This window comes from Aurantimonas aggregata (assembly GCF_010500835.1).
Classification (GTDB): Bacteria; Pseudomonadota; Alphaproteobacteria; order Rhizobiales; family Rhizobiaceae; genus Aurantimonas; species Aurantimonas aggregata.
On the sequence record NZ_JAAAMJ010000008.1, the window covers coordinates 18,925 to 35,615 of the forward strand.

Annotated in this window: 14 protein-coding genes; 6 read left to right on the forward strand and 8 right to left on the reverse strand. The window is 68.0% G+C overall.

Annotated features, from left to right (window positions below; translation table 11 throughout):
- Window positions 1–50: 50 nt before the first annotated feature.
- The 8 genes from GTW51_RS11995 to GTW51_RS12030 form a co-directional block, all read right to left on the reverse strand.
- Entirely contained in the window at window positions 51–389 is a 339-nt protein-coding gene (locus GTW51_RS11995) for a hypothetical protein (protein WP_163044170.1), read from the reverse strand.
- A gap of 348 nt (window positions 390–737) precedes the next feature.
- Entirely contained in the window at window positions 738–2,465 is a 1,728-nt protein-coding gene (gene cysN / locus GTW51_RS12000; protein WP_163044171.1) for a sulfate adenylyltransferase subunit CysN, read from the reverse strand.
- Window positions 2,465–3,367: a sulfate adenylyltransferase subunit CysD gene (gene cysD, locus GTW51_RS12005; protein WP_163044172.1), complete on the reverse strand. Its 903-nt coding sequence runs from the start codon at window positions 3,365–3,367 to the stop codon at window positions 2,465–2,467. The genes cysN and cysD overlap by 1 nt, the downstream gene beginning before the upstream one ends.
- Window positions 3,364–4,152 (reverse strand): phosphoadenylyl-sulfate reductase, encoded by a 789-nt coding sequence (locus GTW51_RS12010; protein ID WP_163044173.1) that lies wholly within the window; start codon window positions 4,150–4,152, stop codon window positions 3,364–3,366. Before GTW51_RS12010 ends, cysD begins: the two co-directional genes overlap by 4 nt.
- Window positions 4,153–4,156: 4 nt before the next feature.
- Entirely contained in the window at window positions 4,157–4,666 is a 510-nt protein-coding gene (locus tag GTW51_RS12015) for a DUF934 domain-containing protein (RefSeq protein WP_163044174.1), read from the reverse strand.
- A complete protein-coding gene (locus GTW51_RS12020) occupies window positions 4,663–6,354 on the reverse strand; it encodes a nitrite/sulfite reductase (protein ID WP_163044175.1) in 1,692 nt (563 codons plus the stop codon). Before GTW51_RS12020 ends, GTW51_RS12015 begins: the two co-directional genes overlap by 4 nt.
- 87 nt (window positions 6,355–6,441) lie before the next feature.
- Window positions 6,442–6,792, reverse strand: coding sequence for a DUF2849 domain-containing protein (locus GTW51_RS12025; RefSeq protein ID WP_163044176.1), 351 nt, complete (start codon window positions 6,790–6,792; stop codon window positions 6,442–6,444).
- 181 nt (window positions 6,793–6,973) lie between these two features.
- Window positions 6,974–8,221 (reverse strand): ubiquinone biosynthesis hydroxylase, encoded by a 1,248-nt coding sequence (locus tag GTW51_RS12030; RefSeq protein ID WP_163044177.1) that lies wholly within the window; start codon window positions 8,219–8,221, stop codon window positions 6,974–6,976.
- 122 nt (window positions 8,222–8,343) lie between these two features.
- Between GTW51_RS12030 and tesB the strand changes: the two genes are divergently transcribed.
- The 6 genes from tesB (at window position 8,344) to GTW51_RS12060 (ending at window position 16,689) form a co-directional block, all read left to right on the forward strand.
- On the forward strand, window positions 8,344–9,216 hold the full coding sequence (gene tesB, locus GTW51_RS12035) for an acyl-CoA thioesterase II (protein WP_163044178.1): 873 nt from the start codon (window positions 8,344–8,346) through the stop codon (window positions 9,214–9,216).
- 240 nt (window positions 9,217–9,456) lie between these two features.
- Window positions 9,457–9,795, forward strand: a complete 339-nt coding sequence (locus tag GTW51_RS12040; protein ID WP_163044179.1) for a P-II family nitrogen regulator — start codon at window positions 9,457–9,459, stop codon at window positions 9,793–9,795.
- Between the two features lie 20 nt (window positions 9,796–9,815).
- Window positions 9,816–11,171, forward strand: coding sequence for an ammonium transporter (locus GTW51_RS12045; RefSeq protein WP_163044180.1), 1,356 nt, complete (start codon window positions 9,816–9,818; stop codon window positions 11,169–11,171).
- A 293-nt stretch (window positions 11,172–11,464) separates the two neighbouring features.
- Window positions 11,465–12,844 carry an ammonium transporter gene (locus GTW51_RS12050; protein ID WP_163044181.1) on the forward strand — a complete coding sequence of 460 codons (1,380 nt, stop codon included), beginning with the start codon at window positions 11,465–11,467 and terminating at the stop codon, window positions 12,842–12,844.
- Window positions 12,845–13,075: 231 nt separating this feature from the next.
- Window positions 13,076–15,910, forward strand: coding sequence for an FtsK/SpoIIIE family DNA translocase (locus GTW51_RS12055; protein WP_163044182.1), 2,835 nt, complete (start codon window positions 13,076–13,078; stop codon window positions 15,908–15,910).
- Between the two features lie 125 nt (window positions 15,911–16,035).
- On the forward strand, window positions 16,036–16,689 hold the full coding sequence (locus GTW51_RS12060) for an outer membrane lipoprotein carrier protein LolA (protein WP_163044183.1): 654 nt from the start codon (window positions 16,036–16,038) through the stop codon (window positions 16,687–16,689).
- The last annotated feature ends 2 nt before the right edge of the window (window positions 16,690–16,691 follow it).

Below are 16,691 nucleotides of genomic sequence, written 5' to 3' on the forward strand. Positions count from 1 at the left end.
AAAGGCCGGACGCGCTTGCCCGGCCTTTTTATCTTGCGTCGATGCCGGGCTTACTGTGCTGACGGCGGGGCGGCGGGGGCCTCCCCGGCCGCGGGGGCCGCGGCCTGGGCCTTTTCCAGCACGTCGTTCTGGGCAAGGACGAGGCTGCGGATGCAGCCATTCTCGTCATCGGCGCCGCGCGCCGTCTCGGCCTCCGCGACATGGGCGGCGGCGCCGCTGGTGTCGAGACCGGCCTGGCTGGCCTGGTCGATCAGCGACTGGATCTGCGGCAGCGCCTCGGCGCAGGTCGGCGTCGGCTGCGGGGCCCCCATCTCGGGCGGTGCGCTCTGCGCCGCTGCGGCGACGGTGCCCAGGGCCAGCAGCCCGGCGGCGAAAAGTGGGATCTTCATGGTTCAGTCTCCGAATGGCATTCTATGGCCGCCGACCGGCGACCGTGCGAATGGTACGAGGCTCGCCCGGCATCACGGCCCGAATGGGGTCGGGTCTTGCTCATTCCGCGGCAATATTGCTGCAGGCCGGGGGACCGGCCGCGTCCCCGTGCCACATTTTGCGCTTTTCGGACGGAGGCGGTCGGCGCGCGTCCTAGCCCAGCAACCCGGCGGTGAGCGCCAGGCAGGCGCCCAGCGAGGCGGTCAAAAGCAGGCCCTCTGCGACCGAAAGCCGGACTCGCGCCCCGCGCCGGTGGCGCAGTTGGGCCCTCGGTGCGCCGACGTCCGCGTCACCCGACAGTCTGCCGGTCAAATGCCGGCACCATCCCCGACCGTGCTCGGATCGGCGCGCGCGCCTTCCGCGGGAATCCGGTCGGCGCCGAAGGCGGCGGCCACGAACGGCCGGAGCGCGAGGTCGAGCGCCGCCAGGCCAATTGCCGGCAAGAGGCCGATGCCGAACAGGAAGGCGAGGAAGCCGACCAGCAGCGACGCCGCGACCCGGTAGCGAAGGACGCGCCGCCGGTGTGCCGGGCCGGCCGTGGCGGCCTGCCCGAGCCACAGGGCCTGCAGCCTTGCCAGCGCACCTTGCGGCGCCGCGGTCGCGGCCGGACGGGTTTCACTGGTCTCGATCGCGGTGACGACGCCGAGCGCCACCGTCTCGTTGGTCAGCTGGTCGATGAGGATGAAGGAGCCGAGCTCTCGGTTCGCCTCGTAGGTGGTCGCCACCGGCGGCCGGTCGAAGGCGATGGTGACCCGGCCGATCTCGTTCATGATCAGCGCGCTGGCTGGCCGCGCCTCGAAGGAGTGGATGTCGATCGCCGCATCGAGGCCGCGCACGATGGCCGGCGTCGTCGCCGCGCCGAGCCTGGCGACGAAGCGCCCACCGGCGATCAGCGGCCGTTCCGCCATCCACAGAATCTCGGCCTGCAGCTTTTGCGCGACGGCGACCGTGTCGGCGGCCGACACGATGACGTCGCCGCGCGAGACGTCGACCTCGTCGGCCAGCGTCAGCGTCACCGCCTCGCCGGTCCCGGCCGTCTCGACGACGCCGTCCGGCCCGTGGATTTCCTTGACCCGGCTTTCCCGCCCGCCCGGCATGACCATCACCGCGTCGCCGGGCTTGACCTCGCCGCCGACGATCGTGCCGGCAAAGCCGCGGAAGTCGAGATGCGGCCGGTTGACCCACTGCACCGGCAAACGGAACGCCGCGTCGGATGGCGCGAAGGTCGGCGGCTCGACGGTTTCGAGATGCGCGAGCAGCGTCCGCCCCCGGTACCAGGTCATGTTCGGCGAGGGCACCGCGATGTTGTCGCCGTTCTTCGCCGAGACCGGGATGAAGGCGATATCGGTGAAGCCGAAGGAGGGCAGGATCTCTTCGTAGTCGCGCTTGATCGCCTCGAAGCGATCTTCGGAGAAGTCGACGAGGTCCATCTTGTTGATCGCGACGACGACGCTCTTGATGCCCACCAGCGAGGTGATGAAGGAGTGCCGCCGGGTCTGCGGCAGGATGCCCTTGCGCGCGTCGACGAGGATCACCGCCAGTTCGGCCTGGCTCGCGCCGGTCGCCATGTTGCGGGTGTACTGCTCGTGGCCCGGCGTGTCGGCGATGATGAAGGCGCGGTTTCCGGTCGAGAAATAGCGATAGGCGACGTCGATCGTGATGCCCTGCTCGCGCTCGGCCGACAGGCCGTCGACCAGCAAGGCGAAATCGAGGTCGGTGCCGGTGGTACCGAACTTCTTCGAATCGCGCTTCAGGGTCTCCAGCTGGTCGTCGAAGACGGCGTTGGTCTCGTAGAGCAGGCGGCCGATCAGCGTCGACTTGCCGTCGTCCACCGAGCCGCAGGTGATGAAGCGCAGCAGCGACGCCGCGGGGGCGAGCGGCCCCGCAAGGGGATCGTCCGAAAGATCCTCGTCCGGTGCGGGACCGGCGAAGCGCTCGTCCTCGGCAATGATGGCCGGGTTGGCCACCGGGGCAAGCGAGGCGTCGACCGTCTCCAGCTTCTGGAGGTCGCGCTTCCTGGGCAGGGCGCCTGTCATCAGAAATAGCCTTCCTGCTTCTTCTCTTCCATCGAGGCGCCGGAATCCTGGTCGATGACCCGTCCCTGGCGCTCGGAGGTGCGCGAGCCGCGCATTTCGGCAATGACCTCGGGCAGCGACGCCGCCTGCGACGGCACGGCGCCGGTCAGCGGGTAGCAGCCGAGCGTACGGAACCGCACCATCATGGTCTCGATGCTCTCGCCGGGCTTGAGGGCCATGCGCTCGTCGTCGCGCATGATCAGTGCGCCGTCCCGCCGCACGATCGGGCGCGGCGCGGCGAAATACAGCGGCACGACGGGGATGTTCTCGATAGCGATGTAGTCCCACACGTCCTGCTCGGTCCAGTTGGACAGCGGGAAGACGCGGAAGCTCTCGCCCTTCTTCTTGCGGGTGTTGAACAGGCGCCAGGGCTCGGGCCGCTGGTTCTTGGCGTCCCAGCGATGCTCGGGCGTGCGCAGCGAGAAGATCCGCTCCTTGGCGCGGCTCTTTTCCTCGTCGCGCCGCGCGCCGCCGAAGGCGGCGTCGAACCGGTACTTGTCGAGCGCCTGCTTCAGCGCCTCGGTCTTCATCACGTCGGTATGGACGCGGCTGCCGGAATCGAACGGATTGATGCCGGCGCGCACGCCCTCCTCGTTGGTGTGGACGATGAGCTCGACGCCCAGATCCTTCACGTGCTGGTCGCGAAAGGCGATCATCTCGCGGAACTTCCACGTCGTGTCGACATGCAGCAGCGGGAAGGGCGGCTTGCCGGGGGCAAAGGCCTTCATCGCCAGATGCAACATCACGGCGGAGTCCTTGCCGATCGAATAGAGCATCACCGGATTGTCGGCGGTCGCCGCCACCTCGCGCAGGATGAAGATCGATTCGGCCTCGAGCCGCTGCAGATGGGTCATGGGCTTCATTGCGGCAGTCTTTCAAAAGCGGCATCGCCCTCGGCGGGGCGATGGTTGTCGGCGCGCACCGGCCGGCCGGCATCGTCGACGTGCAGGCCGCATTCGCGCTTGGTTTCTTCTTCCCACCACCAGCGGCCGGCCCGCTCCGGCTCGCCGGGCCGCAGGGCCCGCGTGCAGGGCGCGCAGCCGATCGACAGGAAATTCTTCGCGTGCAGCGCGTTGACCGGAACGCCGTTGGCCTTCGTGAAGTGGGCGATCGCGTCGCGCGACCAGTCGAAGATCGGGTTGGCCTTGACGAGGCCGCGAGCGCCGTCGAAGCCGACGAAGTCCATGTCGGCGCGGTTGGCCGACTGGTCGCGGCGCAGCCCGGTTATCCAGCCTGCAGCCCCGGCCAGCGCCCGGCCGAGCGGCTCGACCTTGCGGACGCCGCAGCAATTCTTGCGGAACTCCGGCGCGTAATAGAAGCCGTCGATGCCCTGGTCGTTGACCAGTTCCTCCAGCGCCTCGCCGCGCGGATACATGGCGCGGATGCGACGGCCGTATTTCTCCTCGGTCTCGCGCCAGAGCGCGTAGGTCTCGGGAAACAGCCGGCCGGTATCGAGCGTCTTCACCGTGATCGGCAGATCGTTGGAGAAGATCAGATGGGTGATCATCTGGTCCTCGATGCCGAGGCTGGTCGTGAACACGACGGGGCCGGGCACGTGCTCGGCCATCGCCGCGAGGCGCTCGAGCGGCGTCATGGCAGCGAAGCTGCCGTTGAATGCGGCGGCGAGTTCCCTCAATCGCTCGGACATCGCGTCAGCCTTTCCGGGCCGCGAGGCGTTGCTGGAGGATGCTGGCCTCCCGGGTTTCGTAACCGCTCTGGTAGCGGGCGCTGATCACGTCCTTGGCCGCCATCCACTGCTGCACCGGCTGGCGGTTGGCCATGGTCTGCGGCAGCTCGACCTCGTCGAAGCCGCAGGCCAGCGCATCGGCGAACTGGTCGGCGATCAGCGGGCCGGAAGCACGCAGGGTTCCGGCAAAGCCTTCCCGCCGCAGCCGCTTGGCCAGCGACAGGCCGCGCCCGTCGGAGAAGGACGGGAACTCGACGGCGATGAGGTCGGCGCTTGCGAAATACGGCACGATGTCTTCGACCGGTGTGCTGTTGGGCACCGACAGGCCGAAGCGGCGATTGGTGCTCGCGGCAAGGACGGCGCCGGCGAGCGCCAGCGGCACGAGGGCGGGCGACTCCACGGCAGCGGCCGCCTCGGCGGAATCGATCCGCACATAATCGTCGGACTTTTCGCCGGATGCGGTGATCAGGGTCATTCGGCGGGCTCCCGGACTGCCTGCCGCGCGGCGATGTAGTCCGCGAAGCCGGCCTTGAAGGGTTCGATCCCGGCGCGGCGGACGGTGTCGTTGAATGCCTCGCCGGCCTGGCGCTCACCGAGATAGATGTCGACGATGGTCTCGATCGCGCCGGGCACGTCCTCGGCGTCGATGCCGGGTCCGAGCCGCTCGCCGAGGGCCGCGCGCTCGGTGGCGTCGCCGCCGACGGTGATCTGGTAGTTCTCCTTGCCGGCCTTCTCGAGCCCGAGAATGCCGATGGCGCCGACATGGTGATGGCCGCAGGCATTGATGCAGCCGGAAATCTTGATCGGCAGCGGGCCGATGTCCTTCTGGCGTGCCTCGTCGGCAAAGGTCGTGGCGATCGCCTGGGCGATCGGGATCGACTTGGCGGTGGCCAGCGCGCAGTAGTCGAGCCCCGGGCAGGCGATGATGTCGGTGACGAGACCGGCATTGGCGGTGGCGAGGCCTGCAGCCTGCAGCGCCGCGAAGACTTCCCGGACATCGTCCTTGCGGACATGCGGCAGGACGAGATTCTGGGCGTGCGTCACCCGCAGCTCGCCGAACGACCAGTGCTCGGCGATATCGGCGAAGATACTCATCTGCTCGGCGCTCATGTCGCCGGGCACCTCGCCGACGGCCTTCAGCGAGACGGTCAGCGCGATGTAGCCCGGCTGCTTGTGGGCAAAGCCGTTCTGCTCGACGAAACGGTCGAGGGCGGGATCGGTGCGTCGCGCGGCGTCGAGAACCGGCGAGGTCTCGGGCAGTTCGTCATAGGCGGGCGGGGCGAAATAGGCGGCGATCCGCTCCAGCTCTTCCTGCGGCGCGTTGATCGTCGGGCCGTCGAGCCTGGCGTATTCCTCCTCGACGCGGCGGCGGAACTCGTCCTCGCCGGTCTCGTGGACGAGGATCTTCACCCGCGCCTTGTACTTGTTGTCGCGCCGTCCTTCCGAATTGTAGACGCGCATCACCGCCTCGAGATAGGCGAGCAGCTCGTGCTTGGGCAGGAAGTCGCGGACGATCTTGCCGATCATCGGCGTGCGCCCGAGCCCGCCGCCGACGACGATCTCGTAGCCGGTCTCGCCGGTCTCCGGATGGCGCTTCACCTTCAGGCCGATGTCGTGGACCATGATCGCCGCGCGGTCGTGCTCGGCGCCGGTGACGGCGATCTTGAACTTGCGCGGCAGCCAGACGAATTCCGGATGCAGGCTCGACCACTGGCGGATCAGCTCGGCCGTGGGGCGCGGATCCTCGACCTCGTCGGCCGCGACGCCGGCGAACTGGTCGGCGGTGACGTTGCGGATGCAGTTGCCGGAGGTCTGGATGCAGTGCATCTCGACATCGGCGAGGAGATCAAGGATTGCCGGCACGTCGCGCAGCTTCGGCCAGTTGAACTGCAGGTTCTGGCGCGTCGTGAAGTGGCCGTAGCCCTTGTCGTAGGTCTCGGCAATGACCGCCAGCTGGCGCAGCTGGCGCGAGCTCAGCGTGCCGTACGGCACCGCGATGCGCAGCATGTAGGCGTGGAGCTGGAGATAGAGGCCGTTCTTCAGCCGCAGCGGCTTGAACTCGTCGTCGGACAGCGAACCGTCGAGCCGGCGTTCCACCTGGCTGCGGAACTCGGCGACCCGCTCGCGCACGAAACGCTCGTCGAATTCGTCGTAGCGGTACATGGGCACTCCTGTCGTCTCGTGTGGGAAAGCTTCGCCGCCTTCCGCAATTCGTTCTGGCGACGCGCGATCGGCGGATCGGAAAGTCGATCAGACCGGCGTGGTGAACTCGGCCTGCTTGCCCATGTCCGGATGAATGGACGGGCCCTTCTGCCGCATGGCGTCGCGAAAGTGCCGGGCGCGCGGCAGGCCGGTGCTCGCCAGGTCGACGGGCACCAGATACGGATCGACCACCAGATTGGCGGCGAAGGCCGCCTTGCCCTCGGCTTCCATGGTCGCGGCGCTCTCGGCGTCGAAGGCGATGCGCGCGGCGGACGGGTCGAGCGTCCAGCCGGATTCGGCGAGAAACACGACGTCGCCGTCGAGAAGGTGGTTCGCCATCAGGATCGCTGGCAGGGTGTCACCCCTGACCTTGGATCCGGCCCGGTGTTCGGCGGCCATCGGCGTCTCCCGCTTGCAGTCAAAACGATCGCGCCGCCGCGATGCGGGACGCCAGCCCTTTGATAGGCCGAATGTCGTTTCGTCGCGGCGGCGAGGATTGCCTTGTGGGCCAGCCAAGGGAAAGAATTTGCTGCCGGACGCCCAAGCGGCGACCGATTCCGTTCCCGACTGGCAAAACGCCTCAGATCGCCTCGCCCTGCAGCAGGCGCGGCGAGGGGCCCTTGGTCAGGCCGGCGGCCTGGCCGATGAAGAATTCCTTCAGCGGCGGGGCGCGGTCGACCAGCGACAGGCCGAAGGAGCGGGCGGCGCGCAGCAAGCGGCTGTCGTTGGAGAATAGTCGGTTCAGGATGTCGGTGGTGATGCCCATCTGCACGGTGTCGAAGCGCCGCCAGCGCTGGTAGGTCTCCAGCACGTCGAGCGCGCCGATATCGAGCCCCAGGCGCTCGGCCTCGACGACGGTCTGGGCAAGGGCTGCGGCATCCTTGAATCCGAGATTGAGGCCCTGGCCGGCGATCGGGTGGATGCCGTGGGCCGCGTCCCCGGCCAGCGCGATGCGCGGCCGGACGAAGTCGCGGGCGAGCGTCAGCCCGAGCGGGAAGGCGCGGCGTCCGCCTTCGACGGTCAGCGCGCCGAGCTTGTGGCCGAAGCGCCGCTCGAGTTCCATCTCGAACAGCAAATCGTCGGAAGCGACGAGCCGCTCGGCCTCTCTGGTCGGCTCGGTCCAGACCAGCGACGAGCGGTTGCCCTTGAGCGGCAGGATGGCGAAGGGGCCGGAGGGCAGGAAATGCTCCTCGGCGCGCCCCTCGTGCGGGCGCTCGTGCCTGACCGTCGCGACGATGCCGGACTGGCCGTAGTCCCAGTGGACGGTCCGGATGCCGGCCATGTCGCGGATCTTCGAGCGAACGCCGTCGCAGGCGACGAGCAGACGGGCATCGATCGTGCCGCCATCGGCGAGGCGGACGGCGATCGAGGCCAGGCCGGATTCGATGCCCGAGACGGCGACCGACTGGCGGATCGTCACGCCGAGGGCATCGGCGCGCTTGCGCAGGGCCTCGTTCAGGTCGGCGTTGGGCAGCATGTGGGCGAAGGGCTCGCCGGGCTTGGCCTCGCCGCCAAAGGTCAGGAAGACCGGCCGCACCGGGTCGGACGTGCGGGAATCGGTGACGATCATCTCGGTGATCGGCTGCGCTTCGTCGCGCACCGTGTCCCATATCTGCAGGCGCTCGAGCATGCGGATCGCCGCGGCGGCGACGGCGGAGGCGCGCTCGTCCTTGCGCCAGACGCCGTCGGGCGCGGCGTCGACGACGACGATCGACAGATGTGGCGCGGCGTCGGCGATCGCCACCGCCGTCGTCAGCCCGACATAGCCGGCGCCTGCTATGACGATGTCGGCCCGCTCGTGCGCCGGTCGATCGGTCGTGTCGCTCATGCCATTCTCCTCCTCGCGGGCCGATGCGGCCCCGGTGCGACGGCTTGACGATCCCGCGCCCCTGGTGCAACGCCGCAGGTAAGCGGGCGGGGCGGCGCCCGCAACCGCGGAGTAAGACTAGTATGACGACGGCCGTTGAAAAGCTCCTGACGACGCTCGACCTCGAACGGCTCGAGGAAAACCTCTTCCGCGGCACCAGTCCGGACCAGAGCTGGCAGCGGGTGTTCGGCGGCCAGGTGATCGCGCAGGCGTTGGTCGCGGCGCAGCGCACCGTACCGGCGGAGCGCCACTGCCACTCGCTGCACTCCTATTTCATGCGGCCCGGCGACCCGGCGGCGCCGATCATCTACGACGTCGACCGGATCCGTGACGGCGGTTCGTTCACCACGCGCCGCGTCGTGGCGATCCAGCACGGCCACGCGATCTTCTCGCTCTCGGCCTCCTTCCAGAAGGACGAGCCGGGCTTCGACCATCAGGCGCCGATGCCGGACGTGCCGCTTCCGGACGATCTGCCGCACGGCCAGGCGATCACCGAGACGATCCTCAAGCACGCGCCCGAGCCGGTGCGCCGCTACTGGCAGCGGCCGCGGCCGATCGAGTTCCGGCCGGTGTCGTTCGACCATTATGTCACTACCGACAAGCTCGAGCCGTTCCAGCAGGTCTGGGTACGCTGCTCAGGCGACATCGGCACGGACCGCGACCTTAACACCGCGGTGCTCGCCTATATCTCGGACATGACGCTGCTCGACACGGCGCTGTTCGCGCACGGCCTGTCGGTGTTCAACGACAAGGTGCAGGCGGCGAGCCTCGACCACGCGATGTGGTTCCACCGGCCGGCGCTCGCCTCGGAATGGCTGCTCTATTCGCAGGACAGCCCGTCCTCCTCCGGTGCACGGGGACTGACCCGTGGCTCGCTCTTTGCCCTCGACGGCACGCTGGTCGCCTCGGTGGCACAGGAAGGGCTCATCCGACCACGTCGTACGCAACCTGCATAATCTGCAGGCATAAATCCCGAGTCCGACGGTTTATTGTGCATCGACGCCCTGCCTCATTCAAAGGCAGGGCGTGTTTCGGCCATGTTTTCGCTTCCGGCGCGCCCATTTTCGCCGCGCAGCCCGTTTGGCACGCGCCTTGATTACCCTTGAGTCAGTCACCGTGCGGGCGCTCCGCCCCATCCGGCGGTTGGCTCAACTCGGCGGCCGTGCCACGGCGGCCGTCAAAGCTGCGAGGTGAACATGAAAATTGTGATGGCGATCATCAAGCCATTCAAGCTTGACGAGGTCCGCGAGGCGCTGACGAGCGTCGGCATCCAGGGCCTCACCGTGACTGAAGTAAAGGGATATGGCCGGCAGAAGGGGCACACCGAGATCTACCGCGGCACCGAATATGCCGTCAGCTTCCTGCCGAAGCTGAAGATCGAGGTGGCGGTGCCGGTCGACATGGTCGAACGGGCCGTCGAGGCGATCCAGGTTGCCGCCAAGACCGGCCAGATCGGCGACGGCAAGATCTTTGTCTTCAGCATCGACTCCGCCGTGCGCATCCGCACCGGCGAGATCGATGTGAACGCACTTTGAGAGCGGGGACGCATCATCACATGACCTTCAGAAAAACACTCACACTTGCCGGCGTCTTCGTCGGCCTGGCCGCCACCGCGGCCTTCGCCCAGGACGCGGCGCCCGACGTCGCCGTGGTCGCTGCCGAAGCCGCCGCGCCCGCGCCAGCCGTGCAGCCGGATGTCACCTACATCTTCAACACGCTGCTGTTCCTCATCGGCGGCTTCCTGGTGATGTTCATGGCAGCCGGCTTCGCCATGCTGGAAGCCGGCCTCGTGCGTTCCAAGAACGTCTCGATGCAGTGCCTGAAGAATGTCGCGCTCTACGCGATCGCCGGTATCATGTACTGGGTTGTCGGCTACAACCTGATGTATACGGGCGTCGATGGCGGCTACATCGGTTCCTTCGGCCCCTACGCCTTTGATCCGGTCGGCGGCGACAATCTCGCCACAGGCTATTCGACCGCCTCGGACTGGTTCTTCCAGATGGTGTTCGTCGCGGCGACCGCGTCGATCGTCTCCGGTACGCTCGCCGAGCGCATCCGGCTGTGGCCGTTCCTGCTGTTCACCGCCATCCTCACCGGCATCATCTACCCGATCTCCGGTTCGTGGCAGTGGGGTGCCGGCTGGCTCTCGGAAATGGGCTTCTCCGACTTCGCGGGCTCGACGATCGTTCACTCGGTCGGCGGCTGGGCAGCACTCGCGGGTGCCATCCTTCTCGGTGCACGCAAGGGTCGTTTCGGGGCTGACGGCCGCGGCATCGCGATGCCGGGATCCTCGATCCCGCTCGCCACGCTCGGCACGTTCATCCTTTGGCTCGGCTGGTTCGGCTTCAACGGCGCCTCGCAGCTCGCCATGGGAACGATCACCGACGTCACCGACGTGTCGAGGATCTTCGCCAACACCAACTTCGCGGCCGCAGGCGGCGTGGTTGCGTCGATGATCCTTCTGCAGGTCATCTACAAGCGGGTCGACGTCACGATGGTGCTCAACGGCGCCCTCGCGGGTCTCGTCTCGATCACCGCAGAGCCATTGGCGCCTTCGCCGCTGGCGGCGATCCTGATCGGCGCTGTCGGCGGCGTCATCGTCGTGGTGGCCGTGCCGCTGCTCGACAAGCTGAAGATCGACGACGTGGTCGGGGCAATCCCGGTCCATCTCTTCGCCGGTATCTGGGGGACCCTCGCGGTGCCGCTGACCAACGCGGATGCGAGCTTCGTCACCCAGCTGATCGGCGTCGTTTCCTATGGTGTCTTCGCCTTCTTCGGGAGCCTCATCGTCTGGGGGATCATCAAGGCGGTGATCGGCATCAGGGTGAGCGAAGAGGAAGAGGCCCTGGGCCTCGACCGGACAGAGATCGGCGTCGAAGCCTATCCGGAGTTCACGGGCGCCCGCGGCTGACGCGCCAGCGACCATCGAACGACGAAACGAAGAGGAGGGGGCCCACGGGCCCCCTTTTTCGTGGGTCCGGAGGATCCCGGTTTCGTGATCGAGTGCTGCGAAAACAGGCAAGCTGCCGCCGCAAGCGGCAACTGCCGGTCGCCAAAGATGCTCAGTTCCCCTTACCGCAGGCCTTTTCGTCGTAGCATTGAAGCCGGATTGATCTGGCACGGCTCTTGTTTAACGATCCACGGGACGCAGCGGATGCGCCCGGGCAAGCCCGCCATTCGGGCTCTGTTGGAAAGTCAAAGCTCATGTCGGGATCACTTCGATTGTTTCGGCAGCTGGCCGCCGCCGGCGCCTGCCTCGGTGCCGTCGCGACCCTGGCTTCGGCCGCCGGGCCGGCCTTCGCTCAGGACGCCGCGGCCACCGCTGCCGCGCCGGCCGCCGAAGTCGCTCCCGTCGTCGACAAGGGCGACGTCGCCTGGATGATGACCGCGACGCTCCTCGTCCTGTTCATGACCATGCCGGGCCTGGCGCTGTTCTACGGCGGCCTGGTCCGCGCCAAGAACATGCTGTCGGTGCTGATGCAGTGCACGATCATCACCGGCGTGGTGATGATCGTCTGGGTGCTCTGGGGCTATTCCTTCGCCTTCGGCGGCGGGACCAGCCCGTATTGGGGCGGGCTCGGCAAGCTGTTCCTCGCCGGCGTGACGGTCGATTCCACCTCCGCGACCTTCAGCGACGGCGTCGCCATCCCGGAATATCTCTTCATCGCCTTCCAGATGACCTTCGCGGTGATCACCCCGGCGCTGATCGTCGGGGCGTTCGCGGAGCGGATCCGTTTCTCGGCCGTGGTGCTGTTCACCATCCTCTGGGTCACCTTCGTCTACTTCCCCATCGCGCACATGGTGTGGGACGGCTCGGGCCTGATCTTCAACTGGGGCGCGCTCGATTTCGCCGGCGGCACCGTCGTCCACATCAATGCCGGCGTTGCCGCGCTGGTCGGCTGCCTGTTCGTCGGCAAGCGCACCGGGCTCGGCCGTGACAACATGGCGCCGCACTCGATGACGCTGACCATGGTCGGCGCCTCGATCCTCTGGGTCGGCTGGTTCGGCTTCAACGCCGGCTCGAACCTCGAATCGACGTCGGGTGCTGTGCTGGCGATGCTGAACACCTTCACCGCGACCGCCGGCGCGCTGGTCGCGTGGTGCCTCATCGAATCGACGATGCGCGGCAAGGCCTCGATGCTGGGCGCCGCTTCCGGCATCGTCGCCGGCCTTGTCGCGGTGACGCCGGCCTGCGGCACGATCGGTCCGGTCGGGGCGATCGTCCTCGGCGCGCTGGCCAGCGGCTGCTGCTACTTCTTCGTCTCGGTGGTGAAGAACAGGCTCGGCTACGACGACAGCCTCGACGTGTTCGGCATTCATGGCGTCGGCGGCATCGTCGGGGCGATCGGGACGGGCATCTTCACCGCGCCGTGGCTCGGCGGCACCGGCGCGGAGGATTTCTCGATCCTCGGCCAGACGACGATCCAGTTCTGGGCCGTGCTCGTCACCGTCGTGTGGTGCGGCATCGTCTCGGCGATCCTGTTCAAGCTCGTCGACCTGGTCGTCGGCCTGCGCCCCACCCCGGAGCAGGAACGCGAAGGCCTCGACCTCAGCTATCACGGCGAGGCCGCCTACCACGCCTGAGCGGAGCTACGCGGACAACGTAAAGGGACGGGCGAGCGATCGCCCGTCCCTTCGCGTTTGGCGTGGTCAACCTGCCCCCCGAAGGACAGGTGCTTGGCCCGCCCGCCGCGCTGAAGTCCGTAAGGCCCTCTTAAGCTTAAGCGGGTCTTAACCTCGCCCTCCTAGTCTCGCGGCAAGCAGCGGACCCGCCCGGCGCGGCAGGGTTCGAGGAGTCGAGACAGGGCGATGGCAATGGCACAGACGGCGGCGCGCGACGGGGAAACCTCCTTCATCCGGCGGCAGGGCGAGATCGCGGGCGCGGCGGGCCTGCTGGGCCTCGCCGCCTATCTGGGCGTCGCCTGCGCGACCTGGACGGTGACCGATCCCTCGCTCAGCCAGTCGAACCAGAACATGGTGGAGAACTGGGCGGGCTCCTCCGGCGCCATCGTCGCCGACCTCGCCATGCAGGTGTTCGGGCTCGCCGCCGCGCTCCTCGTCGCATTGCCGGCGATCTGGGGGCTGATCCTTCTGTCCGGACGCAGCATCGACCATATCTGGCGCCGCGCCTGGTACGGCGTCGCCGGAATCGTGCTGGCCGCCGCGGCGCTCGGTTGCCTGCCGGCGCCGGAAGGCTGGCCGCTGCCGATCGGCCTCGGCGGCGTCGCCGGCGACATCGTGCTGAAATTCCCGGCGCTCGCCACCGGCGCGTTCCCGGAAGGCTTCCTGGCGGTCGTGCTGGCGCTGATGATGGCCGCGCCGGCCGCCTGGCTGTTCCTCAACGGTGCCGGCCTGATCGATCGCCGCGAGGCCGTGGCGGCGCCGGCCGGACGCCGCGCGGCGCCGCAGGACGACGTCGATGACGAGGATCCCGGCGAAAGCCGCTTCGCGCTGCTGTTCGGCGCGCTCGCCCACACCGCCTACTCGGCCCGCTCGGCGATCGGCCGCCGGCTCGAGGCGCGTCGCGCCGCCAAGGCCCCGCGCGAGTTCGGCGACCGCTTCGACGACTGGCAGGACGAGGACGATCTCGACGCCCCGGTGCCCGCGGCACAGCCGCGCGCCGCGCAGCGCGAAATCCGCGTGTCCGTACCCGAGCCGACGGACAACGAATATTACGACCCGATGGACGGCGACGACGCCGTGCCGGACTATGCCGAAACCGCTTCCGACCCCCGATCGGACATGCCCTGGGACGCGGCGGACGGGGATGCGGATGCGACCCCCGACTTCGACGACGACGCCTTTGTCATCGGACCGGGCGACCGCGTGTCGCCAAATGCGGCGCCGATCGCCGAGGAGCAGGGGGGCTGGCGCGGTCTCCTCGCCGGCAACATCGTCGCCTTCCCAGGCCGCCGCAAGGCCGAGACGCCGGCCGGCAACGGTGCCGCGGCCGGTGCTGCGCGCACAGCAGCGCCGGCGCGCGAGCCGGCTTCCCGGCCCGCCGAGCCTGCCGCTCGGGTCGTGCCGCAGGCCACCATCACCGCCGAACAGCGCAAGCTGCGCAGCGGCTCCGGTCGGGCCGTCGCCCTGCAGCCCGCCGCGGGCCGTGCCCAGGCGGTGCCGTTCATCCTGCCGTCGGTGGATTTCCTGACCCCGCCCAAGCCGCGCAGCCGCGACTCCTCGCTGTCGCCGGAGGTGCTGCAGGAGAACGCCCGGCTGCTCGAGGGCGTACTGGAGGATTTCGGCGTCAAGGGCGAGATCATCGAGGTTCGGCCGGGTCCGGTCGTCACCCTCTACGAGCTGGAGCCGGCGCCCGGCATCAAGTCGAGCCGCGTCATCGGCCTCGCCGACGACATTGCTCGCTCGATGAGCGCCATCGCGGCGCGCGTCGCGGTCATTCCCGGCAAGAATGCCATCGGCATCGAGCTGCCGAACCAGCGGCGCGAGACGGTGTATTTCCGCGAGATGATCGCCTCGGAGAGCTTCATCCAGAACAAGAGCCGGCTGGCGCTGGCGCTCGGCAAGACGATCGGCGGCGAACCGGTGATCGCCGACCTCGCCAAGATGCCGCATCTCCTCGTCGCCGGCACCACCGGCTCCGGCAAGTCGGTGTCGATCAACACGATGATCCTGTCGCTGCTCTACCGGCTGACGCCGGCCGAGTGCCGGATGATCATGATCGACCCGAAGATGCTCGAACTCTCCGTCTATGACGGCATCCCGCATCTGCTCGCCCCGGTCGTCACGGATCCGAAGAAGGCGGTCGTCGCGCTGAAATGGACGGTCAAGGAGATGGAAGACCGCTACCGCAAGATGTCGAAGGTCGGCGTGCGCAACATCGACGGCTTCAACACGCGGGTGCGCCAGGCGCTGGAGAAGGGCGAGACGATCTCCCGGACGGTTCAGACCGGCTTCGACCGCGAGAGCGGCGAGCCGATCTTCGAGACCGAGGAGTTCGACCTCGAGCCGCTGCCGTTCATCGTCGTTATCATCGACGAGATGGCGGACCTGATGATGGTCGCCGGCAAGGACATCGAGGGCACGGTGCAGCGCCTCGCCCAGATGGCGCGTGCCGCCGGCATCCACGTCATCATGGCGACGCAGCGCCCCTCGGTCGACGTCATCACCGGCACGATCAAGGCGAACTTCCCGACCCGCATCTCCTTCCAGGTGACCTCGAAGATCGACTCCCGCACCATCCTGCAGGAGCAGGGGGCCGAGCAGCTGTTGGGCATGGGCGACATGCTGTTCATGGCTGGCGGCGGGCGCATCCAGCGCGTGCACGGCCCGTTCGTCGACGATGCCGAGGTCGAGGACATCGTCCGGCATCTGAAGTCGCAGGGCGTGCCGGACTATCTCGACGCGATCCTCGAGGATGACGACGAAGACGGCGGGGCTGCAGGCGGCGCTTCCGGCAGCGGGGCCGGCGGCGGCGACGTCGACGAGGGCGCCGACCTCTACGACCAGGCCGTGGCGGTGGTACTGCGCGACGGCAAGGCCTCGACCTCCTACGTCCAGCGGCGGCTGTCGATCGGCTACAACCGCGCCGCCTCGATCATCGAACGGATGGAGAAGGAAGGCATCGTCGGGCCGGCCAACCATGCCGGCAAGCGCGAGATCCTGGTGCCGACCGAAGACGACCGGATGTAGGCCGGGCCGTCGCCATTCGCGCGCCCCATTGCGCCGCCATGGTGGCCTCCCGACATAACGGAAAGCCACGACCTTTCGGGTCGTGGCGACGCAAGGGCGACTTCGAAAGGGAAGCCTCGACCATCATGGCCATCAACAGCATTTTTCCCCGCAACGGGCGCCGTCTCGTCGCAGTCCTTTCCGCCGCCTTCGTCGCCGTCGCGACGCTGCTGCCGCTGGGCGCTACTCCCGTCGCAGCACAGTCCAGCGCCGCCGCGCAGCGGATCGCCGACCATTTCTCCAGCGTCCAGTCGATGCACGGCTCGTTCATCCAGTTCGATCCGAACGGACGGCAGACCGAGGGCAAGTTCTTCATCGAGCGGCCGGGCAAGGTGCGGTTCGATTATTCGTCGACCCCGCTGCGGGTGATCGCCGACGGATCGAACGTCGCGATCAACAACAGCAAGCTCAACACCTGGGATCTCTATCCGCTGTCGAAGACGCCGCTGAAGCTGCTGCTCGACCAGCGGATCGACCTGTCGGCGGCGAACATCCAGAGCGTCAGGGAAGAGCCTGACCTGACGACGATCGTCATGGGCGACAAGTCGGTCTTCGGTACGTCGCGCATCACCATGATGTTCGACCCCAAGACCTACGAACTCAAGCAGTGGACGATCCGCGACCAGCAGGGCAAGGACACCTCGGTGATGATCTACGACGTCCAGCAGGGTGGCAGGATCGAGGCTTCGGCGTTCCAGATCCCCTACACCGCGATCAGCCAGGGCCAGACCGGCAACTGACG

Coding starts and splice junctions, on each gene's coding strand:
- GTW51_RS12050 (WP_163044181.1), top strand. CDS start 11,465: ATGTCGGGATCACTTCGATTGTTTCGGCAGCTGGCCGCCGCCGGCGCC.
- GTW51_RS12040 (WP_163044179.1), top strand. CDS start 9,457: ATGAAAATTGTGATGGCGATCATCAAGCCATTCAAGCTTGACGAGGTC.
- GTW51_RS12055 (WP_163044182.1), top strand. CDS start 13,076: ATGGCACAGACGGCGGCGCGCGACGGGGAAACCTCCTTCATCCGGCGG.
- GTW51_RS12020 (WP_163044175.1), bottom strand. CDS start 6,354: ATGTACCGCTACGACGAATTCGACGAGCGTTTCGTGCGCGAGCGGGTC.
- GTW51_RS12010 (WP_163044173.1), bottom strand. CDS start 4,152: ATGTCCGAGCGATTGAGGGAACTCGCCGCCGCATTCAACGGCAGCTTC.
- cysD (WP_163044172.1), bottom strand. CDS start 3,367: ATGAAGCCCATGACCCATCTGCAGCGGCTCGAGGCCGAATCGATCTTC.
- cysN (WP_163044171.1), bottom strand. CDS start 2,465: ATGACAGGCGCCCTGCCCAGGAAGCGCGACCTCCAGAAGCTGGAGACG.
- GTW51_RS12045 (WP_163044180.1), top strand. CDS start 9,816: ATGACCTTCAGAAAAACACTCACACTTGCCGGCGTCTTCGTCGGCCTG.
- GTW51_RS12015 (WP_163044174.1), bottom strand. CDS start 4,666: ATGACCCTGATCACCGCATCCGGCGAAAAGTCCGACGATTATGTGCGG.
- GTW51_RS12025 (WP_163044176.1), bottom strand. CDS start 6,792: ATGGCCGCCGAACACCGGGCCGGATCCAAGGTCAGGGGTGACACCCTG.
- GTW51_RS11995 (WP_163044170.1), bottom strand. CDS start 389: ATGAAGATCCCACTTTTCGCCGCCGGGCTGCTGGCCCTGGGCACCGTC.
- GTW51_RS12030 (WP_163044177.1), bottom strand. CDS start 8,221: ATGAGCGACACGACCGATCGACCGGCGCACGAGCGGGCCGACATCGTC.
- GTW51_RS12060 (WP_163044183.1), top strand. CDS start 16,036: ATGGCCATCAACAGCATTTTTCCCCGCAACGGGCGCCGTCTCGTCGCA.
- tesB (WP_163044178.1), top strand. CDS start 8,344: ATGACGACGGCCGTTGAAAAGCTCCTGACGACGCTCGACCTCGAACGG.